Genomic DNA, 25,066 nt, shown 5'->3' on the forward strand with positions numbered 1-25,066 from the left:
ATGCGCGAGGTGATTGTTTTCGCAGAAGGCCCGACGGAAGAGCGCTTCATCAAGCAGGTCGTGGCACCGGCACTGCATGGTCTGCAGATTTATCTGAAACCACAGCTACTAAAGACCTCACAGTCTGGAAAGGGTGGAGCGCTGAGCATCGATTGGTTTTTTCTCAACGCCCGCAATACCTTGAGACAGAAGCCGGATGCAGTGCTTTCTTCCTTTATTGACCTGTATGGTCTGGACACAGACTTCCCCGCGTTTGAGGAAAGCCAAAAACTGGCGGACGTACATCAACGCGTTGCCTTGCTTGAGCAGGCTTTGCACCGTGCTGTGGTTGAGCATGTTGGCTGCCGTGCCGACCGGTTTCTGCCGCACATTCAGCCATACGAATACGAAGGTTTGCTGTTTTCGGATGTGGACGTGCTGGCTGCGACAGAACCCACCTGGAGTAAAGCGTTAGGCGCACTCCGGACGGTACGGGAGTCGTTCGACAGCCCCGAGCACATCAACGATGGCTATGACACTAAGCCTTCGAAGCGGCTGGAAAACCTGCTGCACCCCAGTTACAAGAAAACGACTCACGGACCACGGGCGGCGGCACACATTTCGCTGGAAACCATGGAACGGGAGTGCGCCCACTTTCAGGGATGGATGAATCGTTTGCGCGGGTTGGCACAGCCATGCTGAACGAACAACAACTCGAAGATCTGTGCATCGGCTGGTTTCAGGAAACTGGTTGGCAGTTTGTGCATGGGCCGGACATTGCGCCCGACGGTGCGAACCCGGAGCGCGCCGATTACCGGCAGGTGATCCTGCGCGACCGGCTGCTGGCAGCACTGGCCCGTATCAACCCGCACATTCCAACCTCTGCGCTGGAACAGGCGGTACACGTCGTGCAAACCATCAGCGAGCCGCAGGCGGTGGTGCGCAACCGCCATTTTCATCGGCTGCTGCTTTCGGGCGTGGCGGTGGAGTTTGAGCCCTCACCCCCGGCCCCTCTCCCGCTTGCGGGCGAGGGGGGCAAAAAAACCGATCTGGTGCACCTGATCGATTTCGCCAATCCGCAGCGCAACGAATTTTTGGTCATCAACCAGTTCACGGTCACTGGCACCAAACAGCCTCGGCGGCCTGATCTGGTGGCCTTCATCAACGGCCTGCCACTGGCGGTAATCGAGCTGAAGAACCCGGCCAACGAACAGACCGACGTCTGGGATGCCTTCAACCAGCTGCAAACCTACAAGGACGAAATCAGCGACCTGTTCGACAGCAATGAGGCGGTGGTGGTCAGCGATGGCTGGACGGCGCGGGTGGGTTCTCTCACCGCCAATGCCGAACGGATGTTGCCTTGGCGCACCATTGCCAATGAAGATAATCGCCCCCGCCTGCAACTGGAACTAGAAACCGTGGTGCGCGGCTTTTTTGCGCCGGAGTTGTTTCTCGATTACGTCCGCCACTTCGTGCTGTTCGAGCAGGATGGCGATGCAGTAATCAAGAAGATCGCGGGCTATCACCAGTTCCATGCTGTGCGTGAGGCGGTACGCGCCACGGTGATCGCGGCAAGTTCGCCCGACAAGGGGCTGCTGGAGGTACGGGAAGAGCGCGCCACTTATGGCAAAGAGGTGAAGCCGGGCTCACGCAAGGCCGGTGTGGTGTGGCATACGCAGGGCTCGGGCAAGAGCATCACCATGGCCTGCTTTGCTGGCAAGCTGCTGCAACAGCCGGAGATGAAGAACCCCACCTTGGTGGTGGTAACGGATCGTAACGATCTGGATGGCCAGTTGTTTGCCACTTTCTGCGCTGCCAGTGACTTGCTCAAGACCACGCCATTACAGGCGGGCAGCCGCGATGAGCTGCGCGAAATGCTGGCTTCGCGTCAGGCGGGCGGCATTATCTTCACCACGGTGCAGAAATTTGCGCTGCTGGATGAGGAAGAAGAGCACCCGCTGCTGTCCGACCGAGCCAATATCGTGGTCATCTCGGACGAAGCGCACCGTAGCCAGTACGGCACCAAGGGGCGCTTTGATGAGAAGACGGGCAAATACGTGTTCGGCTATGCCAAACACCTGCGCGATGCATTGAAGAATGCCACCTTCATCGGCTTTACCGGCACGCCGATTGCATTGGAGGACAAGGACACGCGCGCAGTGTTTGGCGATTACGTCAGCATCTACGATATTCAGGATGCTGTGGACGATGGTGCCACGGTGCCGATCTACTACGAGAGCCGACTGGCCAGGCTGGATGTGAAGCAGGCGGAGATCGACGCGCTCAACGAGCAGGTCGAAGAGGTGGTGGAAGACGAAGAAGACATCGCCAGTCGCGAAAAGACCAAGAGCGAATGGGCCGCTTTGGAAAAGCTGGTGGGTGCCGAGCCGCGTCTGGCGCAAGTGGCGAAGGATTTGGTCGAGCACTTCGAAACCCGCAGCGCGACGCTGGATGGCAAGGCGATGATCGTCTGCATGAGCCGCGACATTTGCGCGCAGCTCTACAAAGCCATCGTTAACCTGCGGCCTGACTGGCACGATGACGATCCAGAAAAAGGTGCCATCAAGGTGGTGATGACCGGTTCGGCGGCAGACAAGGAATTGCTGCAACCTCACCTGTACAGCAAGCAGGTGAAAAAGCGCCTGGAGAAGCGCTTCAAGGATGCCAAAGACGCGCTGAAGCTGGTGATCGTGCGCGACATGTGGCTGACCGGCTTTGATGCGCCGTGTTGCCACACCATGTACGTGGACAAGCCCATGAAGGGCCACAACCTGATGCAGGCAATTGCACGGGTGAACCGGGTGTTCAAGAACAAGCCGGGCGGCCTTGTAGTGGACTATATCGGCATCGCCAACGAACTGAAGGCCGCGCTCAAGACCTACACCGAAGCCAAGGGGAAAGGCGACCCCACACACAATGCCGCCGAAGCGCTGGCCGTGTTGCTCGAGAAGATGGACATCATGCGCGGCATGATGCACGGCTGCGACTACAGCGGGTTCGAAACCAATGCGGCGGCTTTGCTGGTGCCCTGTGCCAACCATCTACTGGGTTTGAAGGATGGCAAACAGCGTTTCCTGGACACGATGGTGGCGGTGGCCAAGGCCTACTCACTGTGCGGCACGCTGGATGAAGCCGCCACGCTGCGCAAGGAAATTGCCTTCTTCTCAGCGATCAAAGCGGCCATCACCAAGTTCACCATGGTGGACAAGAAACGATCCAACGAAGAGAAAAACAGTGCGTTGAAGCAGATCCTGGACAACGCGATAGTTGCCGACGGTGTAGCTGATATTTTCGCGCTGGCGGGGCTCGACAAGCCGAACATCGGTCTGCTGTCGGATGAGTTCCTTGAAGACGTGCGCCAGATGGAAAGCCGTAATCTGGCTGTCGAGTTGCTGGAAAAATTGCTGCGCGATGAAATCAAGGCGCGGGCGCGCAACAACGTGGTTCAAGAAAAGAAGTACGGCGACCGTCTGCTGGAGACCCTGCGCAAGTACCACAACCGCGCCATCGAAACGGCACAGGTCATCGAAGAGCTGATCCAGATGGCCAAGGAATTCCAGGCCGTGCTGGAGCGCGAGGCCGCACTGGGCTTGGGCCAGGACGAAATCGCCTTCTATGACGCGCTGGCCAACAACGAAAGCGCGGTGCGTGAGTTGGGCGATGACATCCTGAAGAAGATCGCCATCGAGATTACAGAAAAATTGCGGGCTAGCACGACGGTCGATTGGCAGGTGCGAGAGAGTGTCCGTGCGCGGCTTCGGATATTGGTTCGACGGACTCTTCAGAAGTGGAAGTACCCACCCCCGGGCCCGGGTGAAGAAGATGCTGTGGAGCTGGTACTCAAACAGGCAGAATCGTTGTCGAATGAGTGGTCAAAATGAAAAGGCGATTGATGGGCGATAGAAAACGATCAGCACCGCCGTTTGGCCAACAAAATCAATGGCTTATATCGCCCATGGGTCTATGACATCAATATCAGCGATGGGCGATAGAAGTCAGTTATCCGGAAATTTCGGACAACTGACCGCAAGCCCGCAGCAACCCGCGCCAGTGCTCATAAGCTCGGGAGGCCAGTCAGCACTTGGTCAACCATCTGCCACCAATTTGGCGTCTATCAACAGCAAGGAAGTGGCAGGTCTACCCATTCCGACTCTGTCGATTGCACGCCAGCAAGGTGTACTGGACGCACTGCACGCGCAGGAGGAAAGCGCGCAAACTAAACGCGCCGAAGCTGCTGCATTGCGCAAGTCAGCTTGGGCAGCCTTCGAATCTGCACTCTTCACGCCTAAGGAGCCGAGCGCCGCATGACCCTCGACTACGCCACTTTGGATGCCCTGCGCACCCACCACCCCGCGTGGCGGCTGTTGCGTTCGGATCATGCACCGCTGGTGGCGAGTTTTCTGCAGCGGGTGTTCGTGGCACCCAATGTGCGGGTGATGGCAGCGGCGGATTTGGCCGAAGCATTGGAGGACGAGCTGTATGCCTTGCGCCTGCACGTGGGTGAAAGCGCATTTCCTAAACCCGCGCTGGAGTACCTGAACGATTGGGCCGCGCCCGACAAGGGATGGCTGCGCAAGTTCTACAGCCCCGGCACAGACGAGGCGCAATTCGATTTGACGCCCGCGACCGAAAAGGCCATCGCCTGGCTGGCACAGCTAAGCGAACGGCAGTTCGTCGGCACGGAATCCCGCCTGCTCACGCTGTTTGACCTGCTCAAACAGATGAGCGAAGGCAGTGAGGCCGATCCGGCCAAGCGCATTGCCGAGCTGCACAAAAAGCGTGATGACATCGACGCCGAGATCGCCCGAGTGTTGTCGGGCGATGTGCCGCTGCTGGATGACACGGCGGTGAAAGATCGCTTCCAGCAATTTATGCAAGGTGCGCGCGAGCTGCTAACTGACTTTCGCGAGGTGGAGCATAACTTTCGTCAGTTGGACCGGCGCGTCCGCGAGCGCATCGCGCTCTGGGAAGGCAGCAAGGGCGCGCTGTTGGAAGATATTATGGGCGAGCGCGATGCCATTGCCGATTCTGATCAAGGCAAGAGCTTTCGCGCCTTCTGGGACTTTCTGCTATCCAGCCGTCGTCAAGAAGAATTGACCGAGCTGCTGGATCGCGTGCTCGCACTGCCCGCTGTGGCGGGCCTGAACCCAGATACCCGGACCCGCCGCGTGCATTACGACTGGATGGAAGCGGGCGAACATGCCCAACGCACCGTCGCCGCTTTGTCACAGCAGTTGCGCCGTTTTCTGGACGATCAGGCTTGGCTGGAAAATCGCCGCATCATGGACATTCTGCATGGCATCGAGAGCAAGGCGCTGGCGCTACGCGATGCTCCCCCTCCTGGCAACGTGATGGAAATGGCTGAGTCCTGCGCAGATATTGAGCTGGCAATGGAGCGGCCCCTGTTCACCCCAGCCATCAAACCCGTGATTGTCGATCTGGCCTTGCAAACGGGTGATGACGATATTGACCCATCGGCATTGTTCGATCAGGTGGTTGTCGACAAGGCGCGGATTGCCCGCCATATCCGCCAAGCTTTGCAAGATCGCGCACAGATCAATTTGAGTGAGCTGGTAGCGAATCAGCCCTTACAACAGGGGCTGGCCGAGTTGGTGGCCTATCTGCAATTGGGCAGTGAAGCATTCAGCACCGTGGTGGACGAAGACACCCCCGAACCCATCCGCTGGCAGGCAGTGGCAACGGATGGCCAAACCATCACCCGCAGTGCGCGGCTGCCCCGCGTAATCTTCACGCGCTGAAAAAGAACAAAAGCTGAGGCAAGGGATGGAAGAGGAATTCTTGAGCACAACACCGACTGCACACCCGATGGTGTCTCCAGCCGCTGATTTGTCGGTTTTGCTGATCGGCTTGCTCAAAGGTGTCGTCTACCGGGATGGCGATGAACGCCAATGGGCAGCTCTGCTGAACCTGCAAGCACGTGTCCGTGATTACGTGGCGGTGTTGAATCTTGATCTAGTGCTGGATGAGGCAGAAGGCTATGCATTCCTGAAAAGCCGTCCCGAACCTGCCGACGATGATTCATCACCGCGTTTGCCCCGCTTGGTGGCGCGCCGCCCGCTGTCCTTCGCCGTGAGTTTGTTGCTTGCCCTACTGCGCAAGAAACTGGCCGAGTTCGACGCGGGTGGCGGGGACACTCGACTGGTGCTATCCCGCGACGACATCGTGGAGCTGGTGCGGGTGTTCCTGCCTGATGGCCCGAACGAGGCCAAACTGATCGATCAGATCGAGACCACGATCAACAAGGTGGCCGAACTGGGTTTTCTGCAGAAGCTCAAGCCCGCCGGTGGCGCGGCAGTCGGGCCCGCCACTTTCGAGGTGCGGCGGATTCTGAAAGCCTTTGTCGACGCCCAATGGCTGGCCGAATTCGATACGCGCCTGGTCACGTATCAATCTCAGCTGGCGGGTGTGAACAACGCCAAGGAAGGTGCCGGCCATGAATAATCCACAATCACTCGGCCTGGACTTCTGCGCCGATGACACGATGACGGGTTTTCGGCTTGCGCGGCTGGAGGTATTCAACTGGGGCACCTTTGACGGCCGGGTGTGGACGCTGCAACTAGATGGCAAGAACGGCTTGCTTACGGGTGATATTGGCTCGGGCAAATCCACCTTGGTGGGTGCCGTCACCACTTTGCTGGTGCCTGCCAATCGGATTGCCTACAACAAGGCCGCCGGAGCGGACAGCAAGGAAAGAACACTGCGCTCCTATGTGCTTGGGTACTATAAATCCGAGCGCAATGAGGTTACCGGCGCGGCCAAGCCGGTGAGCCTGCGGAACCACAACAGCTACTCGGTGATCTTGGGTGTTTTCCACAACGCAGGCTACGGCCAGACGGTAACGCTGGCGCAGGTGTTCTGGATGAAGGAGGCTCAGGGGCAACCAGCTCGGTTCTTCTTGGGCGCGGAGCGTGCACTATCGATTGCGACTGACTTTTCACATTTCGGGTCGGACATTGCTCAGTTGCGCAAGAAGCCGCGCGGGCTTGGCGCTGAATTGCACGACAGCTTTCCACCCTACGCGGCGTGGTTCCGTCGGCGCTTCGGCATTGAAAACGATCAGGCGCTGGAATTGTTCCACCAGAAGGTGTCGATGAAGTCCGTGGGCAACCTGACGGACTTCGTGCGCAGCCATATGCTTGAGCCCTTCGAGGTTGGCCCGCGACTGCAGGCCTTGATCGGCCACTTCGATGATCTCAATCGCGCCCATCAGGCCGTACTGAAAACCCAGCAGCAGGTCGAATTGCTCACGCCTCTGATTGATGACTGTGGCCGCCACAAGGCGCTGGCAGCCGAGGTCGACAGTCTGCGCGGATGCCGGGATAGTCTGAGACCCCACTTTGCGGGCCTGAAGCTTGGGCTTATAGATAAACGCCTGGGCTCGCTGGCTGAAGAATGGGAGCGCGTGGATGCACAAGTACAAAAACTGGATGCTGCGCAGGAGACGCAAGGCCAGCAAGTAGATGAACTGAAGCAGGCCATCAATGACAACGGCGGCGATCGGCTGGAGCGCCTTGCCATCGAGATTCGCAAAAAAGAGCAGCTGCGGGATACCCGTAAAGCCAAGGCCAGTCGCTATGGTGAACTGGCCGCCGTACTGGGTGAGCCACCTGCGACCGATACCACCACCTTCGTCGTGCAGCGCGGCAAGTATCAAAACTGGCGCGAGGATGCACGCAACCGCGATGCTGATCTGCAAAACACCCTCACCGAACACGGTGTGACTTTGCGCCAAGGCAAGCAAGAGCATGACCAACAGACTTTGGAGATCGACAGCCTCAAGCGCCGACGCAGCAACATTGATGACCAGCAGATCCAGATCCGCGCCACGTTGTGTGCGGCACTAGGACTAAACGTGGAGGAAATGCCCTTCGCTGGTGAATTGATTCAGGTGCGTGAGGACGAGCGCGATTGGGAAGGCGCTGCCGAACGTTTGCTGCGCGGCTTTGGCCTGGCGCTACTGGTTCCGGATGCGCATTACAAGGCCGTAGCCGAATGGGTGGATGGTGCCCATCTGCGTGGCCGCCTGGTGTACTTTCATGTACGGTCACGCAAGTCCGCTGAACTGTCCGACCTCCACCGTGATTCCTTGGTACGCAAGTTGGCGATCAAGCCAGACTCACCGTACTACGATTGGCTGGAACGCGAACTAGCCCATCGGTTTGACGTCGCGTGTTGCGCCACGCAAGAGCAATTCCGTCGCGAAACCCGCGCCATCACCCGCGCGGGCCAGATCAAAGACCCGAGTGGCCGACACGAAAAAGATGATCGTCACCGTATCGATGATCGCAGCCGCTACGTACTTGGCTGGAGCAATAGCGCCAAGATTGCGGCACTGGAGGCTAAGCGCCGTCAGCTGGAAGCTCAGCTCGGCGAGGTTGGCAGTGAAATCGGTATTATCCAGAAACAACGTGATGAGCTCGCCAGCCGTCTTGATGCGCTGACCCGTCTCGAAGAATTTACGGCGTTCGACGAGCAGGATTGGGCCAGCGTCGCCACCGAAATTGCACAGTTGGTGGATGAGCGCAACCGGCTGGAGTCAGCATCGGATGTACTCAAACAGTTGAACGAAAACCTGCGCTCCTTGCAGAAGGCGCAGAAAGAAACAGGAGAAGAGTTGCAAACTGCGCGCGAGAAGCGCGCCAAAGTGGAACAGCGGCGCTCTGACGCGCAAGATCTCCGACAGCAAACCATGGAACGGCTTCATGGTTTTGTCATCGACGATGCATTGTTGGCAAAGCTCGAAACTATGCGCGCCGAGGCGTTGGGGGAACACCAACTCAAGGTTGAATCCTGTGATAACCGCGAGCAGGATGTGCGCACCTGGCGGCAGTCAAAGATTGACGCCGAGGACTTGAAGCTCAAACGACTAGCGGAGAAGATCATCAAAGCCATGGCCTCCTTCAAGGAGACATTCAAGCTGGAGACGGCCGAGATGGATGCCAGCCTTGAAGCGACCTTTGAATATGAAAACCTGCTTACGCAATTGAACCGCGACGACCTGCCGCGTTTTGTTTCGCGCTTCAAGGAACTGCTCAACGTCAACACCATCAACGAAATCGCGAACTTCAATGCTCAGTTGGCCCGTGAGCGCGAAATCATCAAGGAGCGCATCGCCCACATCAACAAATCGCTGGGCGAGATCGACTACAACCCTGGCCGCTACATCGTGCTGGAGTCGCAGGCCAGCCCTGACGCCGAGATCCGCGACTTTCAACAGGAATTACGCGCCTGCACCGAAGGCGCTGTCACAGGTTCGGGTGACGCCCAGTATTCCGAAGCAAAATTCTTGCAGGTCAAGGCCATCATCGACCGTTTCCGGGGGCGCGAAGGGTTGTCCGAACAGGATCGCCGCTGGACAGCGAAAGTCACTGATGTGCGCAACTGGTTCCTTTTCGCCGCCAGCGAGCGCTGGCGTGAGGACAACAGCGAGCACGAGCATTACTCAGACTCCGGCGGCAAGTCGGGCGGGCAAAAAGAGAAATTGGCCTACACCATTCTGGCCGCCAGTCTGGCCTACCAGTTTGGCTTGGAGTGGGGGGAGGTCCGTTCTCGTTCCTTCCGCGTCGTGGTCATTGATGAGGCCTTCGGGCGCGGTTCTGATGAATCCGCCCAATACGGACTGAAGCTGTTCCAGCAACTCAATCTGCAACTGTTGATTGTGACGCCGCTGCAGAAAATCCACATCATCGAGCCTTATGTCTCCAGTGTTGGCTTCGTCCATAACGAAGGGGGGCGAGCTTCAAAGCTGCGTAATCTGTCCATCGAGGAATACCGGGCGCAGAAGGCTTTGATACCAGCCCAATCTGCGCAGGAGTCTGAGCCGTGACTTGGACTGGCCCAAAAGAATTGAAAGCACAGTTGGCGCGGCTTTGGGAGCGCGGCGAACTGCTGGGAGACGCAGTAACAGGCAATGTGCGTTTCCCCTTACGCATGTCTCTTAAGTCCCCAACTTCAGCGGACATCACAGATCGCTTTAACGAAGTTCGGGAATGGGCCGCCGAATTAGCCGCGACGAGCTCAGTACGCGTGGAGTGGCAGGAGCTCAGGCACCGTGTCCAGGGCGCGCAAAAGCTACCGGCTTGTGTGTGGGTCGAGACACTAGAAGATGCGTTGACCTGGTTAGGTAAGCGCAAAGATTGGGAACGCTTTTCGGCACAGCTTTCCACTACTCGGCAAACCCATCCAGCCTTGCTGCCGTGGTTGGAGAGGCGCCCGCAGCAGGCGCTGGAGCTGTCCGTCGAATGGCCTCAATTGCTGGCCGTGGTGACATGGCTCGTCGATCATCAACGTCCTGGCATTTATCTGCGGCAGGTGGATTTGCCTGGGGTTCACAGCAAATTCATCGAAGCACATCGTGGCGTGCTGGCTGAGTTGTTCGATCTGGCATTACCAGTCGATGCAGTGGATTCTGGCAAAACCGGTATCAGTCAGTTTTCTGCTCGATACGGCTTTCTGGAAAAGCCGACGCGCATTCGCTTCCGCGTTCTTGATCCGTCGCTTCGGGTCGTGCCCGGCTCAGTATCCCCTGACGTGACGCTGGATGCCGATAGCTTCAGTCGCTTGGATCTCGACGTGCAGCGTGTATTCATCACGGAGAACGAAACAAACTTCCTGGCCTTTCCGCCTGCTTGTAATGCCATCGTAATTTTTGGTGCTGGTTATGGTTGGGATGCACTTTCCCGCAGCCGTTGGTTGAATAACTGCTCAATCCATTATTGGGCGATATCGACACGCATGGCTTTGGCATTCTGGATCAGCTTCGTGGCCATTTTGACCACGTGGTTTCGTTCTTGATGGACAGAGCCACACTCGATGCGCACGCTGTTTTTTGGGGAAGTGAGGACAAGCCCCTCCGTGTGGACTTGCACCGACTCACGCCCGAGGAAAGAGCCCTATACAACGACCTGCGCGACAACCGCATTCGCCTTGGACTGCGGCTAGAGCAGGAGCACATCGGCTTCCACTGGCTAGCTCATCGCCTTCATCTCCTTGATGGCACTGGCACATCCAATTCAGTCGCCTTGCCATGAGACTAAAAAAGGACTATATTCGGTCTTATTAAAACTGGAGCACAGCCATGCGCTACTCATCACAAGTCAAGCCGATCAGCTATCTCAAAGCCAACGCAGCCGAGGTCCTGACGCACCTCGCGGAGCAGCGTGAACCGATGGTCATCACCCAAAACGGCGAAGCCAAGGCTGTCCTGCAGGACGTCGCTTCGTTCGAGGAGACGCAAGAAACACTCGCCTTGCTAAAGATCCTCGCGTTGGGCAATCAGGATGTGGCCGCTGGCAAGGTCAAGCCCGTCGCTGACGTCGTTGCCCGCTTGCGGGCCAAGCGAGCCTCAGTCTGATGGTAGGCACATCTGCCAAGTTTGAGGTTCTGCTCACCGAGGGTGCGGAGCAGGATCTGGAGGCCATCCACGACTACATCTCTGAATTCGACTGCGTCGCCAACGCCAACTATGTGTTGGATGAGTTGATGGACGTTGTGGAGAGTCTGTCGAAATTCCCGGAACGCGGCAGTTATCCGAAGGAACTAGTCGGCCTTGGGATCAAAGAATACCGCCAGACATCTTTCAAACCCTACCGCGTGATCTATCGTGTCACAGGCAACCAAGTCATTATTTACTTGATTGCTGACGGACGTCGTGACATGCAATCCGTACTCGCTCGCCGCCTATTAGGTGCTTGACCCGCAGCAACCCGCGCCAGTGCTCTTAAGCTCGGGAGGGGTTTTGCCCCATTGAACCGGACGGTTTAAAAAAGCATGAGTAAATCTAACGACGCTGTAGAAAAACCCAATTTTCGTCCCGCCCTATGCGCCCCGGCGTCATCGATTGGCGACTGCAAATCGGGTTTGCGAGGCTTGCAGCGTTTGCGTCGTGGCGAGCAGGCGTGTGCGCTTGCGGCCGCACTGCCCTTGTTTCCGTCGTCACCGCGCCCATGATGTCCCCCGCCTCACATCCCGTATCCATGATGTCCCAGTTTCTCGATGTTGTGCATCATGCACCACAACTTCCACTGCACATCGACCTTGCTTTTGCTGCGTAGCGTAAAACGGTCCAGACGTTTGTTGTAGCGCAGATTGCCGAACACCGGCTCCACCGTCGCGAACCGCCGGGTGATCATCGCCTTCCCCGCCGCGCTGTCGATTTTGTGTTTCATGCGGTCGGTGTGGGTCTCGTGGCCTTCGGCCTTGCCCTGGAAGAACGCCACCTGACGCGTCTTCGTCTTCTCCGGCGTGCGCAGGCAGCGATCGCGCAGGGTACATGGAACACAGTCTTCTTCCGCACCCCGGAACCGGATTGATCGATAGCCCCGGTCGGTCACGCAGTGCTGTCCCTTGCGATGAAGCGTCTTGCCCGAAGGGCAGATACAGATCGTGCCGTCGAACGCGAAGTCAGCCGGTTTGAACAGGACGGGCTTTTTCATTTGTCGTACAGCGGATCGGGGCGCTGTTTGTGATGATCCTGATCGGCGTAGCGTTCGTCACGCTTTCTGTACCCGTTGTCCGGCAGCCAGGCATCGACCGCGTGTTGTGCGAGGTGTTCGAGGTTGGCTTCGCTGTGGTAACCGGCATCCGCCGTGATCGCCGTGTCGGCACGCCTGAGATCGGCGGTGGCCTCGACGAGCGGGATCAACAATTCCTGTTCGGAGCCGGTGCCGTGCGCCTGGGCAACGACGACGATCTGGTGCGCCTCGTCCACCACCGCCGCCCCGGTGTATCCCTGAATCACGCCCTTGGATGTGGCCATCTTGGCCGATTCGTTGTCGGTGCGGTTCGAGAGTCGAATCTTGCCCTTGCTGCTCTTGCGATCCTCGGGATGCGCGGCGAGCCAGTCGCGCAGTTTGCGGGACTCGGTCTGAATGCGCTCGATCCGGCGTGTCTCGCGTGCATCCGGCGCATCGCCGACCTGGTCGGCATCGCGGTGTTTGGCGAGCATCGCCGCGACGGTCTTCTCCATCTTGCCGAGTTGTTTCGCATAGTCCGCACGCGTCCCGGACTTCTGCTTGCTGGCGGCAGACGGCAGCTTCACCCCGTCGATGGCGAACATGTCGCGGGCGATCAGCCCCTGCCGGTCGCAGACGGTGAGCACCTGGGCGAAGAGGGTCTGGGTCAGATCGCCCATGTCGGAGACGAAGGCGGCGAGCGTGGTGAAGTCGGGGGTGGAATCACCGGAGACGGCCATGAAGAGGATGTTCTCGCGGCAGGCCGCCTCGATGCGTCGGCTGGAAACGATGCCGCGGCTGTAGGCGAGGAGGACGATCTTGAGCAACACCGCAGGATCGTAAGCGGGTGCACCGTTCTGGTCGTTGCGATAGCGGGCGTGGAAGGCGGAGAGGTCGAATTCGTGATCGACGAGCTGACACAAAGCGTGTTCGAAGGGCCGGGCTGGACTTGCCGTTCGAGGTCGACGGGAAGCATCAATAAACCCCGATGGACGGGTTTGTATCTCGGCATCGTGCATCCTCGCGAAGGTGAAACGGGGGTGCGGGGATTATCGCGCAGCAAAAGCCTCGGAGGTCGGTTTTTCTACAGCGTCAACGCTGGAGTTGAGCGGCGGCGAAGCCGTCCGCTTGAATGACTGGTTAGCCACAACTACTTGATGCGTGTGGCCTCTGCAATCTCGTTATCGTCAGTGTCGATGAGTTTGTCATCACACGCGACTATGTTGGTGGTTGGCAACCACAACGCCGTATCTACTTGGTCGGCTGGGTCAATCTCCCATACCGATCCATCCTCAAGGATGACGATAGCGCCGTTCGAGGATACCGACTGAACCCAGTGACCATCCTCACAGTCGGCGCGCGCCGACCCAGTTGTAAGTGCGAGCGTGGCTACCGTAGCCAGTAATAGGCCAAGTCGCTTCATAACCCCCCCCTTGTGGCTAACGACAGAGTTCAGCGGCGGAGCGATAGCGGAGTCCGCTGGAACGACTTGTTAGGTTTATTTCGACTTGATGAAGTTCTTTTGAATCTATATCAAGGCGAGACCAGTCAAGGAGGTTGAGGATAGCGGTTTTTATTGGCCGTTTCTCATCCCAGAATATCAGAGAGGAAAGCAGGCTTACCGCCGCCTCCGAGTTCAACATATCAAATGTTTTCCGGGCTTCTGCTTCTGCATCAAAGGACAGGTAATAAACAGTATCATCAAAGATTACAGGCTTGCCATCTATAGGTTCGACAAGGCGGAAGCGCAGAGCTTTGTAAAGTCCACAAATTGCAATGCGCCAGGGCTTAAACGCATATTCACCGACACCGAACACAGAGAAGCGGGGATTTTTAGCGTAAATAGTGCTTCTCCTTGAGTCTAATATGGATGCATGACCTAAAAGATATTTCCATGTATTAGGGGCATCGGTTCGGATTTGCTCCGTTGATTCTCCTACATAGCGTTGAGTCACCAGAACAAATTTTTCCCGCCACGGCTTATTACTCCCGATGTCAGAGCCTTTAAGGAGCGGGAATAAATAATTATCTTCCAGCCTTACAACCTCGCCTATACCGTTCTCCAAGCCTTTGCCGTTACGGGTAAACTCCATTACTGCCGATGCATCATGCTTGACCCCGGAACGCCATTTTTTCGGAGACTGGCCGATCAGAAAGGAAAACCGTTCGAATAAATCGAGGTTGCCGACAGTAAGCCCCATGCGATGACCCACTCGGCAGCCGTGGGTGTCTTCGAGACTTTCAAATACGGTGTAATCATAGTTGACGGTTTTCGGGGAAGCACCGAGCCGGACAACGATTAGGCAGGCATCAACAGAAGCCCCAAAATGTTTTTTAGCATCAATCTTGATTAGTGATGCCTCCATAACCGAAGAATCCTGTTTTTCTGCATGGGCTAGGATTTTTCTGGCGACTGCGGTTTTTACCAGCATTGCAATATAGCCGCTTCGCTCCTTAAGCCAGCGCAGCACATCCAAAAGCATCCATTCCGAAATATCAAAGTTAGCCTTTCCGCTAATGGCATCGAAGCCATTAAACTTTAGGAAGTTTGATTTTTCCGGCAAGTTAGAGCCGCCTATAGAGCCTTGAACGGAATTTGTAACCCATGGGAAATTACCCAATACAAGGATTTCCCCATTAAACCCCTTTATCCGCTCTTGCCAGTCTGTAGCGAAAAAATCCGCGTGTTCTAAGTGTATTTGCTTAGGATTGCTAAGGCTGGCTAATTTGCTGCGGAGTTCGTCAAGGTAACTGTTATTAATCTCGAATCCGAATATTTCCCGAGCTTGCGGGAAAGTATTAGCCGCCGCTAAGACAAACGCACCACGTCCGCAAGTCGGCTCTATTATTATTTCCGGCTTAATCCCGAGGCTGACTAACCGCTGACAAATGTCATAAGCCAAGGTGGGCGGGGTTTGGAAGTCGCCAAATTCAATTTGCCGCTTCCTCGTGGTATTCATATCATGCCCCTATAAAGTAAATGTAACCCGTCAACATTTCCCGCCTCTGTTATGACGCGGGAATATTGAAGCCGCCATTGGAGGGCGTTAGAAATTGTTAAATAACCTTGTTCTGGTGGATTTTTTATAACCTCGTCAGCAAGATTGTTCAGTTCTATTTCATCGACTGGTAAGCATTTATCCATCATAAATGCCATAAGGTCATCCCTGTTGCCATTTTTGCTTAATATGTCGCGTAGCCCTGCCGTCATTTGGAAATCCGCCGAGCGGCGAGCCTCTACAAATATCGCGCTAGTAATGCGAAGAGTTGCGGTATTAGTTATTGGATCGTCACTTTTGTCGTACACAAAAACAATGAGGGAATAACCAAGTCCATAAATCTTTTGCCTTGCGGATTTGAAAGGGCATGATGATTGCGGTTGCCTTATGCTGGTGACTTTCATATCAACATTCAGGCTAGGAAAATCCATTCCATTAGCCGAACTTCCTAGCTGAAAAATGTAACCTTTGGAAGCTAGGTAATTCCTAAATTTGTGCTCAAGGTAAGTACCAACGGCCTTTCCATCCGTTACCCCGAATAATGAAGGTTCGGGATGGGTGCTTTCTTCGCAAGAAAACTGATCTGCTTCGCGGCATAGCATTTGAAGGGTTAGTTGTGTCAAGAATGATGACTCCTAATAATTGAGAAAACCTAACGTTCAAATTCACCCGACGCCGGAAGCGGGCGAAGCCCGCTGTAGGCGGTCGGGTGGAATGCAGTGTTAGAGCGCACGGTTATAGCCACAATGAGAAAGCTGCAACATGCGCAGAAGCGGGTAATTTTCGGATATGGCACTGCGGCAAGCAACACCACACTCGACGACCTTTGAACGAACCTCAGCGACAAACTCATCAATGGACATGATTTGACCGCCTGCAATGGTGTCTCGGCTTTTGGGGTGAGAGGGAAACACGGCTATTTGACGCAATGGCGTTTCTGGCGATAACCAAGAGAAGACTTCAGTAAAAATGAGTTTCCGTGCCGCCTCGAATTTCTTGACGTATCTGGCCTCGCGCGTATCCCACGTGTGCGCATCCACCGACGGCTCGTAATGAACGAGATCGGTGGTGTGCGGGTTGTAGCCGATAACGTCAAGCTCCATTTCCCAGCCGCCATGTTTTAGCCGCCCAACCTTGGTGTTTCGGCGCACCAAGTAACCCTGCCAGTCGAGGTATTCAACGATGAGTGATTCGAGGTGGGACATAGCGCGCTCTAACGTTTGAGTTCAGCGGACGGCAAAAGCGCAGCTTTTGACGGTCCGCTGGAACGAATGGTTATACCCTGATCGCTACAACGCCATTTCCTTGGGGGGGCCATCATTATTCTTTTTCAAAAATTCCTCGGCATTGTCAGAGAACTCGTAGAACAGAGCCCAGTGCTCCCTAGATGGATTGATTCCATGCGCAAAGTTTTTACCGTGGCGCGCGCACAACGAATAGTATCCGAACATATAGAGCGCCACATTTTGTTCAATTTGATTACTCCTAATAAGAAGAGCAATCTCCTCAAAAAAAACCAGAAGCTTCCTTTTTTTATCCCACATGTTCTCCTCTGCAAGAAGAGGATTATCGGCATCAATAAGGCAAAGTACCTCGTATAAGTCTTTGTCATCAAATAAGCGCCGGTGCTGTGATAAAAAGAACTCTGTTCTCTTCAGGCGTGCTGCTATTTCTTTGTCATAAACATCCTTTTCTCGCTGTTCATTTAGGCGACGAAGTTCGTGATAGATTTTGTACAAACCAACAGCGCCAAATACAATCGCAGCCAGAACCCCAAGCGCCTGCCAATAAACCGCCCACTCTTGCATTGGGCGACATACTTGGGAAAAGGGTATGCAATACTGCTCCGGAGCGGCCATCTACACGATCTCTAGAATATCGTGAACAACATAGCGCTTCACCACGCCCTGAGCACTGACTATTTTTGTGACTTTAAGGTGCATTTTCCCAGTCTCTCCTTCGTTATGGCTCTGCATGGATTTGAGAGCCAACCCCCTTACACGTTTGTCGTCAGGATTGGCCAGCTCGAATGAAACAACTCTGCCTTCTTCATCAGAGAAAAGACGGCCGAATTGGCTCAAAACATTAACCCTCGTAATATTTCCAAGGATGTACTCTGTTTGAGTTTGTTCTTCCCGAATGCTTACATAGTCCAGCGTGGCAGATGTTAGCTCTAACGAATCGCCAACTCGAGGGCGGGATAGGAAAGCCCTAATGGAATTGTCATGAGCAATTGCTCTATGAGCCAATTGCATCGGACTTTCTAATGCATCTGATATTTCATATATGAATAAATCATTTTTCTCAGAGATCTTTTTAACCTGTGATGTCTTAGGTTCGTAAGCAAACCCAACCGCTGAGTGCCAAGTCCAGTTTAGATAATCCCAAAACGTATTGGCCAATACAGAATGCCCAATTTTCTGAACTGTTTTTTGATCGAATCTAATATCGATCTGTTCTTCAAAGCATCCCTTTTTTGAGGAATGAATAAAAGCCTTTGCTCCGTGAGCACTTTGATTTTTTTTGCGTACCTCTTCGTCATTTGCGAATGAATGGGACACGAGGTTGACGGCTCGCGCCAGGCCGTAAATAGTGTTTGCTGCATCATAAACATCTAATAAGCCCTCATCGGCGATTCCACCTTCAAGTCGAAAAATCAAACTGATTTCCTTCTCGCTCATACTGGGCAATCCTTATTGATCTAGACGGGTATAACGTTAAGTAGACACCGAAATCGGTGTATATTCAGAATACTGAAAGGTGTATAACATGGTCTATTGCTCCTAGTCAATTGATATTTATAGTTTCATCCCTGGATAGGGGGCTCCATGTCGAATCCAAACACACCTGTGATCCATCCGCCCAAACTGCTCGACCTAGTGCGAGACAGGATTTGCGCGAAGCATTACAGCATCCGCACGGAAACGCAATATGTGCAGTGGGTTTGGCGGTTTATTGTGTTTCATGGCAAGCGGCATCCGAGGGACATGGGTGCGCAGGAGGTGGAGGCGTTTTTGACGCATCTGGCGGTCGAAGGGAATGTAGCGGCTTCGACACAGAATCAGGCGTTATCGGCATTGTTGTTTTTGTATAAAGAAGTACTCGGTATTGATCTGCCCTGGCTGGATGATGTGACGCGCGCCAAGCGTCCGCAGCGGCTCCCCGTGGTGTTGACGCGGGAGGAGGTGCGTGGGGTGCTGGATCGGATGTCCGGCGTGTATGGTTTGATGGCGCGCTTGCTGTATGGCACGGGGATGCGCTTGATGGAGTGTATGCGTTTGCGGGTGAAGGATGTGGACTTCGCGCGCGGCGAGATTTTGATTCGTGACGGCAAGGGTGGGAAGGATCGGGTGACGCTGTTACCGCAGTCGCTGGTTTTGCCTTTACAGGAACAGTTGCGTCTGCGCAGGGTGGTGTTTGAGGATGATGTGCGTGTGGGAAAGGCCACGGTTTATCTGCCGGATGCGTTGGCGCGGAAGTATCCGAATGCATCGACGGAATGGGGTTGGCAGTATGTGTTTCCTTCGGGTAGTTTTTCGATTGATCCCCGCAGCGGTGCTGAGCGAAGGCATCATGTGGATGAGAAGCTGTTGCAGCGGGCGATGAAAAAAGCCGTGCAGGCGGCGGGTTTGGTGAAGCCGGCCACGCCGCACACCTTGCGCCATTCATTTGCCACGCATTTGCTGGAGTCGGGCTACGACATCCGTACGGTGCAGGAGTTGTTGGGGCATTCGGATGTATCAACAACCATGATTTACACCCATGTGTTGAATAGAGGCGGGCGCGGTGTGGTGAGTCCGCTCGATCGTTGAGCCGCCCGGCGAGGCAAGCCGCCGGGGTGTTTCCAAGTAGCGTTACACGGTGAGGTAGCGTTGAATCAGGCTGTCGTCCAGGGTGTTCATCGCGCCTTCTGCCTGGATTTGGCCGCGTTCCATGATGAGGAACCGATCGGCGACCTGGCGCGCGAATGGCAGCTTTTGTTCGACGAGCAGGACGGCCAGCCCGAGTTCCTGATTCAGCCGCCGCAGCACCTGACCGATTTCGAACACGATATTCGGCTGGATGCCTTCAGTGGGTTCATCGAGCAGCAGGATTTTGGGGTCGAGCACCAAGGCGCGGCCAATGGCGAGCTGTTGTTGTTGGCCGCCGGAGAGGTCGCCACCCCGCCGATGGTGCATCTCTTTGAGCACGGGGAATAATTCGTAGATAAGGGCGGGGATTTTGCGCTGACCATCGCGCCGGCCGGCCAGGGCGAGTTTGAGGTTTTCTTCGACGGTGAGCAGCGGGAAGATTTCCCGCCCTTGCGGGACGAAGCCGATCCCGAGGCGGGCGCGTTGTTCGGTGGTCAGCGTGTGGATTGGGCGCTCATCCCAGTGGATTTGTCCTTGTTTAATCGGCACTTGCCCCATGATGCTGCGCATGAGGGTGGTTTTGCCGACGCCATTGCGCCCGAGCAGGCAGACGAGATCCCCCGCGCCAATGCGCAGCTCTATGTCATGCAGGATGTGGCTGCCGCCGTAGTATTGATTAAGGCCGCTTAGTGTGAGCATGGTGTTTCTCCGAGATACACTTCGATCACCTTGGGGTTTTTCTGCACGGCGTCGAGACTGCCTTCGGCGAGTACGCTGCCTTGATGCAGCACGGTGACTTTCTGGGCGATTTTGCGCACAAAGGCCATGTCGTGTTCGACGACGACGACGGTGCGCTCACCCGCCAGGCTGGTCAGCAGCTCGGCGGTGCGGGCGACTTCTTCCCCGGTCATGCCGGCCACGGGTTCATCCACCAGCAGAATGCGGGGGTCTTGCGCCAGCAGCATGCCGATTTCCAGCCATTGTTTCTGGCCATGCGAGAGGATGCGTGCATCGGCATGGCGGTGTTCGAGCAGGCCGATGGTGGCCAGAATGTCGTCGATGCGCTCCCTTTCCGCCGGAGTGCGGCGCGCGCGCAGCATGCGCCAGGGTGAGCGTGAACCGGCCAAGGTGAGCTCGATGTTCTCGGCCACGCTCAGGGCTTCGAACACGGTGGGGCGTTGAAACTTCCGTCCCACCATGCCCCGGGCGATTTCGTGTTCGGCTTTTTTGAGCAGGTCAATATTCTGGCCGAAATAGACCTGCCCAGCATCGGGTCGGCGGCGTCCGGTAATGACATCCATCAGGGTGGATTTTCCCGCGCCATTCGGCCCGATGATGCAGCGCAATTCGCCGTCATCTAGGGTTAAGTTCAGGTTGTTTAGTGCCTTGAAGCCATCGAAGCTCAGGGTGACGCCTTCGATGTACAGGATGCTGCCGTGACTGACATCGGGTTGATTGTCGGGGGTATTGGCCACGCGCTGACCCAGCGCGGCGTGGTCGGTGTGGGTTAGGCTCATGATTCGGCCTCCGTGGTGTTCTCGCTCTGGGTCGTGGGGGCGGATTCTGCGGGCGCCGTGGCGGGTCGGTTTCGACGCCGAAATAAACTGACCAATCCTTGCGGCAGGAAAACCGTGATGAGGATGAACAGTGCGCCAAGCAGGAACAGCCAGGCATCCGGCGCAAGGGTGGTGAGTTCCGTCTTGCTGTAGTTGACCACAAACGCGCCAATGATCGGGCCGAACAGGGTGCCGCGTCCGCCTGTGGCAACCCAGGCGACGGCCTCGATCGATGAGAGGGGCGAAAACTCGCCGGGATTGATGATGCCGACCTGGGGCACATACAGCGCCCCGGCGATGCCGGCGAGCATGGCGGAGAGCACGAATACGATCAGCTTGTAGCGGGCGACGGGATAGCCACAGGCGCGGGCGCGGGGTTCGGCATCACGCAGTGCCACAAGGACGCGTCCGAAGCGTGAACGCACCACGGCGCGCGCCAATAGATAGCCGCCCATCAGCGCCAGACCGGAGGCCACAAACAGGCCGATGCGGGTTCGGTCATCGCTGATGGCAAAGCCGAGGATGTCTTTGAAGTCGGTCAGGCCATTGTTGCCACCAAAACCCATTTCATTGCGGAAAAACGCCAGCATTAACGCGAAGGTGAGTGCCTGGGTAATGATCGACAGATACACCCCCGAGACGCGCGAGCGGAAGGCGAGCCAGCCAAACAGTCCCGCCAGCAGACCCGGCACCAGCACGACCATCAACACCGCGAATCCGAAGTGTTCAAAGCCGTGCCAGTACCACGGCAATTCATGCCAGTTCAGGAACACCATGAAATCCGGCAGATTCGGGTTGCCGTATTGCCCCCGGTCGCCAATCTGGCGCATCAGGTACATCCCCATCGCATAGCCACCGAGCGCGAAGAAGGCACCATGTCCGAGCGAGAGAATCCCGGCGTAGCCCCAGATCAGATCGATCGAAACCGCCAGCAGCGCGTAGCACAGGAACTTGCCCAACAGGGTGACGGTGTAGGTGGAGACATGCCAGGGGCTATCCTGCGCAATGGCGAGATTGGCAATACTGACCCAGAGCAGCATCAGGGCAATCAGCCCGAGCAGCCAGAAGCCGACGGCATCGTGGCTGGCAAACAGTCTTTTACTCAACATCGCTTATTCCTCCGCCGCACGGCCTTTTTGCGGGAATAACCCGCGTGGGCGTTTTTGAATGACCAGAATCACCAATACCAGCACCACGACTTTGGCGAGCACCGCGCCGGCGTAGGGTTCCAGGAATTTATTCAGCACGCCGATGCCCATCCCAGCGACGAGGGTGCCCCAGAGATTGCCGACGCCACCGAGCACGACGACCATGAACGAATCGACGATGTAGTTTTGCCCAAGGTTCGGGCCGACATTGGTGATGAGCGCGAGGGCGACGCCCGCGACCCCCGCGATGCCCGAGCCCAGGCCGAAGGTGAGCGCGTCGATCCAGCCAGAGCGCACGCCGCAGGCGCGCGCCATTTGCCGGTTTTGCGCCACCGCGCGAATACGCAGGCCAAAGGTGCTGCGTTTGAGCAGGAGCAGCAGGGCGAAAAACACCATCAGGGAAAAAATCAGGATATACAACCGGTTATAGGTGATGGCGAATACCGGGTTGAGCACCCAGCTGTTCTGCATGAACTCCGGGAGGGCGACGGCGCGGTTCAGCGGCGTGAAGATCAGCCGTGCGGCCTGTTGCAGAATCAGGCTGAGGCCAAAAGTGGCGAGCAGCGTCTCCAGCGGACGGCCATACAAAAACCGGATCAGCCCGCGTTCGATGGCGATCCCGACCAGCCCGGCGACGACAAAGGCTGCCGGAATGGCCAGCAGCAGCGCGGCGGTGAGATGTTGTGGCAAGAGTTGTTGTAACACCCAGGTGGTGTAGGCGCCGATCATCATCATTTCGCCATGCGCCATATTGATCACGCCCATCACGCCGAAGGTAATGGCGAGGCCAATAGCGGAGAGCAGCAGCACGGAACCCAGGCTGAGCCCGAAAACCAGATTCTGGCCGAATTGCCAGGCGGCCACGCGCTGGTCGATGTGGTTGAGTGCTTTCTGCGCGGCCGCGCGAACGGCTGGATCGGGATCGGACGCGGCCAGCGGCGCGAGGCGGGCGCGAATTTCCGGATCGAGCGCATCCGCCACCCCCGCGATGGCGGTGAGGCGTGTGGCGGGGTCCGGGGCGGTCAATTCAAAACCGGCCACCAGTTGCTTGAGTTTGGCCTGGGTTTCAGGTTCGGCCAGGTTTGGGAGTAAGGTTTTGATTTCCTGAATATAGGCCGGGGTCAGCCGGGCAGAAAACAAATCTTCGGCCGCCGCGTGGCGTGTTGCGGGGTCGGCGGCGGTGAGATCCATGAGATCGATGCGCGGCCGCAGCTTGATGCGGATGGCGTTATTCAGGCTGATTTTTTCCCAGCCGGAATCATCCGCTTTCCCCAGGAGCTGGCCGGTGGTTGGGTCGATCAATCTGTCCCCTTCCTGCCGAATTCCTAGACGAGCCGGGGGCGTGGTCTGAATATAGAGATGGTCGTGATTGAGTGCCCGGAGGGCGGCTTGGTCGGCGGTACTCGCCGGGGGGTGTTCGATCCATTGGCTCAGAGCTTGGCTGCGGCGCATGCCGCCCTCGGCCAGTGCTTCGAGCAACGCGCTGCCGGGGGCCAGTCCTTGCGGCGTGGCGGCAGGGTCTGACGCTTGGCTTGGGTTGGACGGCGCCGGTATCGCGTGAGCAATCGGCTCGGCTTGCACTGGCGCGGTGCCGAGGAGCGCTGCCAGTACAAGCCCAGCCCATCGCCAACGCGCCGCAGGATATGTTTGGGTGTTCATGTCAACCTCATTTACGAAAAGGCGCGGGGCGTGCCCGCGCCGGGCAGATTAGCCACCGGAGCCGGTGCACTTCTTGGTGACGGTGTTGTAGGCGCCGCAGTTGATGGGCGGTGTCCAGTCGGCGATCAGATCCTTGCTGCCGGGCAGGTATTTCGACCAGGCTTCACCGGGGACTTCGCCTTTGGATTTCCACACCACATTAAATTGGCCATCCGGCTTGATCTCGCCGATGAACACGGGCTTGGTGATGTAGTGATTCGGTAGCATCTTGGCGGTGCCGCCGGTGAGGTTGGGCACTTCGATACCGACCAGCGCCTCGATGACGGCATCGGCTTTGGTGGTCTTGGCCTTTTCCAGCGCTTTGATCCACATTTTGAAGGCGATGTATTCGGCTTCCATCGGGTCGTTGGTCACGGCCTTGGGATCGTTTTTGAATTTTTTCCAGTTGGCGATGTACGCCTCGTTTTCTGGCGTTTTGATGCTTTCAAAATAGTTCCAGGCGGCAAGCTGACCGGCCAGCGGCTTGGTGTCCATGCCGGAGAGTTCCTGCTCGCCCACGGAGAAGGCGACGACCGGGATGTCTTCGGACTTGATGCCCTGGTTCGCCAGTTCGCGGTAGAACGGCACATTGGCATCGCCGTTGATGGTCGAGACGACGGCGGTGGGTTTGCCCGCGCTGCCAAACTGCTTGATCTGCGTCACGATCGACTGCCAGTCGGATTGGCCGAACGGGGTGTAGTTGATCATGATGTCTTCATCCTTGACGCCTTTTTGCTTCAAATAGGCTTCGAGGATTTTGTTGGTGGTGCGCGGATAGACATAGTCCGTGCCAGCCAGCACCCAGCGGGTGATGCCGAGCTCGTTCATCAAATAATCCACCGCGGGAATCGCCTGCTGATTCGGTGCCGCGCCGGTGTAGAAGATGTTGCGTGAGGATTCTTCGCCCTCAAACTGCACCGGGTAGAACAGGATGCCGTCCAGCTCTTCGACGACCGGCAACACCGATTTGCGCGAGACGGAAGTCCAGCAGCCAAAAATGGCCGCGACTTTTTCTTTGGCGAGCAGTTCGCGGGCTTTTTCGGCGAACAGCGGCCAGTTGGAGGCCGGATCGACTACCACGGGTTCGAGTTTGCGTCCGAGCACGCCGCCTTTGGCGTTTTGTTCGGCAATCAGCATCAGCATGTTGTCTTTGAGCGTGCTCTCGGAAATGGCCATGGTGCCGGAGAGCGAATGCAGGATGCCGACTTTGATCGACCCGGATTCAGCGGCCAGCGCGGGGTCGATCGCGCCCTGGATGCCAAACCCCAGCGCGAGGCCAGCACCGCCGACGGTTTTGAGGAAGTCCCGGCGATTCATGCCCAGGGGTTGCGTGGGAACGGGTTGGGTTTTTTCAGACATGGC

Annotated in this window: 21 protein-coding genes and 1 pseudogene; 10 read left to right on the forward strand and 12 right to left on the reverse strand. The window is 56.6% G+C overall.

From position 1 onward, the window contains the following. The 9 genes and pseudogenes from VOI35_RS03550 to VOI35_RS03590 all read left to right on the forward strand — a co-directional run bounded on the left by VOI35_RS03550 (position 1) and on the right by VOI35_RS03590 (position 11,694). The gene (locus VOI35_RS03550) at positions 1–681 is read left to right on the forward strand and encodes a DUF4276 family protein (protein ID WP_407276517.1); all 681 of its coding nucleotides are present in this window, start codon (positions 1–3) and stop codon (positions 679–681) included. Beyond that, positions 678–3,860, forward strand: a complete 3,183-nt coding sequence (locus VOI35_RS03555) for a type I restriction endonuclease subunit R (RefSeq protein WP_407276785.1) — start codon at positions 678–680, stop codon at positions 3,858–3,860. Before VOI35_RS03550 ends, VOI35_RS03555 begins: the two co-directional genes overlap by 4 nt. 58 nt (positions 3,861–3,918) lie before the next feature. Beyond that, complete coding sequence (locus VOI35_RS03560) at positions 3,919–4,287, forward strand: hypothetical protein (protein WP_407276518.1); 369 nt, start codon at positions 3,919–3,921, stop codon at positions 4,285–4,287. Then, on the forward strand, positions 4,284–5,738 hold the full coding sequence (locus VOI35_RS03565; RefSeq protein WP_407276519.1) for a DUF3375 domain-containing protein: 1,455 nt from the start codon (positions 4,284–4,286) through the stop codon (positions 5,736–5,738). Before VOI35_RS03560 ends, VOI35_RS03565 begins: the two co-directional genes overlap by 4 nt. A 25-nt stretch (positions 5,739–5,763) precedes the next feature. After that, a complete protein-coding gene (locus VOI35_RS03570) occupies positions 5,764–6,441 on the forward strand; it encodes a DUF4194 domain-containing protein (RefSeq protein ID WP_407276520.1) in 678 nt (225 codons plus the stop codon). After that, a complete protein-coding gene (locus tag VOI35_RS03575; RefSeq protein ID WP_407276521.1) occupies positions 6,434–9,826 on the forward strand; it encodes an ATP-binding protein in 3,393 nt (1,130 codons plus the stop codon). Before VOI35_RS03570 ends, VOI35_RS03575 begins: the two co-directional genes overlap by 8 nt. After that, a pseudogene (locus tag VOI35_RS03580) lies at positions 9,823–11,030 on the forward strand (DUF3322 domain-containing protein). The gene VOI35_RS03575 and the pseudogene VOI35_RS03580 overlap by 4 nt, the downstream one beginning before the upstream one ends. 47 nt (positions 11,031–11,077) lie before the next feature. Further along, complete coding sequence (locus VOI35_RS03585) at positions 11,078–11,353, forward strand: type II toxin-antitoxin system Phd/YefM family antitoxin (protein ID WP_054257227.1); 276 nt, start codon at positions 11,078–11,080, stop codon at positions 11,351–11,353. Further along, positions 11,353–11,694 carry a type II toxin-antitoxin system RelE/ParE family toxin gene (locus VOI35_RS03590; protein ID WP_407276522.1) on the forward strand — a complete coding sequence of 114 codons (342 nt, stop codon included), beginning with the start codon at positions 11,353–11,355 and terminating at the stop codon, positions 11,692–11,694. The genes VOI35_RS03585 and VOI35_RS03590 overlap by 1 nt, the downstream gene beginning before the upstream one ends. Positions 11,695–11,960: 266 nt before the next feature. Here the strand turns inward: VOI35_RS03590 and VOI35_RS03595 are convergent, their stop codons facing one another. From VOI35_RS03595 to VOI35_RS03625, 7 genes are all read right to left on the reverse strand, one after another. Further along, on the reverse strand, positions 11,961–12,434 hold the full coding sequence (locus VOI35_RS03595; RefSeq protein WP_407276523.1) for a transposase: 474 nt from the start codon (positions 12,432–12,434) through the stop codon (positions 11,961–11,963). Then, the gene (locus VOI35_RS03600) at positions 12,431–13,375 is read right to left on the reverse strand and encodes a transposase (RefSeq protein ID WP_407276524.1); all 945 of its coding nucleotides are present in this window, start codon (positions 13,373–13,375) and stop codon (positions 12,431–12,433) included. Before VOI35_RS03600 ends, VOI35_RS03595 begins: the two co-directional genes overlap by 4 nt. A gap of 516 nt (positions 13,376–13,891) precedes the next feature. Continuing rightward, entirely contained in the window at positions 13,892–15,412 is a 1,521-nt protein-coding gene (locus tag VOI35_RS03605) for a hypothetical protein (RefSeq protein WP_407276525.1), read from the reverse strand. After that, on the reverse strand, positions 15,409–16,074 hold the full coding sequence (locus VOI35_RS03610; protein WP_407276526.1) for a hypothetical protein: 666 nt from the start codon (positions 16,072–16,074) through the stop codon (positions 15,409–15,411). The genes VOI35_RS03605 and VOI35_RS03610 overlap by 4 nt, the downstream gene beginning before the upstream one ends. A gap of 99 nt (positions 16,075–16,173) precedes the next feature. Then, positions 16,174–16,656: a hypothetical protein gene (locus VOI35_RS03615; protein ID WP_407276527.1), complete on the reverse strand. Its 483-nt coding sequence runs from the start codon at positions 16,654–16,656 to the stop codon at positions 16,174–16,176. An 84-nt stretch (positions 16,657–16,740) separates the two neighbouring features. After that, the gene (locus VOI35_RS03620; protein ID WP_407276528.1) at positions 16,741–17,259 is read right to left on the reverse strand and encodes a hypothetical protein; all 519 of its coding nucleotides are present in this window, start codon (positions 17,257–17,259) and stop codon (positions 16,741–16,743) included. 51 nt (positions 17,260–17,310) lie between these two features. After that, a complete protein-coding gene (locus tag VOI35_RS03625; RefSeq protein ID WP_407276529.1) occupies positions 17,311–18,132 on the reverse strand; it encodes a hypothetical protein in 822 nt (273 codons plus the stop codon). 147 nt (positions 18,133–18,279) lie between these two features. Here VOI35_RS03625 and VOI35_RS03630 point away from each other — a divergent pair, with 147 nt between their 5' ends. Continuing rightward, positions 18,280–19,263 (forward strand): integron integrase, encoded by a 984-nt coding sequence (locus tag VOI35_RS03630; protein ID WP_407276530.1) that lies wholly within the window; start codon positions 18,280–18,282, stop codon positions 19,261–19,263. A gap of 42 nt (positions 19,264–19,305) precedes the next feature. On the opposite strand, the gene urtE is transcribed toward VOI35_RS03630, so the two are convergent. From urtE to urtA, 5 genes are read right to left on the reverse strand one after another with little or no spacing between them, the layout of a single operon-like run. Further along, positions 19,306–20,001, reverse strand: coding sequence for an urea ABC transporter ATP-binding subunit UrtE (gene urtE, locus VOI35_RS03635; RefSeq protein WP_407276531.1), 696 nt, complete (start codon positions 19,999–20,001; stop codon positions 19,306–19,308). Next, positions 19,989–20,819, reverse strand: coding sequence for an urea ABC transporter ATP-binding protein UrtD (gene urtD / locus VOI35_RS03640; RefSeq protein ID WP_407276532.1), 831 nt, complete (start codon positions 20,817–20,819; stop codon positions 19,989–19,991). The genes urtE and urtD overlap by 13 nt, the downstream gene beginning before the upstream one ends. After that, a complete protein-coding gene (gene urtC / locus VOI35_RS03645; RefSeq protein ID WP_407276533.1) occupies positions 20,816–21,967 on the reverse strand; it encodes an urea ABC transporter permease subunit UrtC in 1,152 nt (383 codons plus the stop codon). The genes urtD and urtC overlap by 4 nt, the downstream gene beginning before the upstream one ends. A 3-nt stretch (positions 21,968–21,970) precedes the next feature. Next, positions 21,971–23,665 (reverse strand): urea ABC transporter permease subunit UrtB, encoded by a 1,695-nt coding sequence (urtB, locus tag VOI35_RS03650; RefSeq protein ID WP_407276534.1) that lies wholly within the window; start codon positions 23,663–23,665, stop codon positions 21,971–21,973. A 48-nt stretch (positions 23,666–23,713) separates the two neighbouring features. Further along, positions 23,714–25,021, reverse strand: a complete 1,308-nt coding sequence (gene urtA, locus VOI35_RS03655; RefSeq protein WP_407276786.1) for an urea ABC transporter substrate-binding protein — start codon at positions 25,019–25,021, stop codon at positions 23,714–23,716. Positions 25,022–25,066 lie beyond the last annotated feature (45 nt).

Source organism: Halothiobacillus sp. DCM-1, assembly GCF_045689735.1.
Classification (GTDB): Bacteria; Pseudomonadota; Gammaproteobacteria; order Halothiobacillales; family Halothiobacillaceae; genus Halothiobacillus.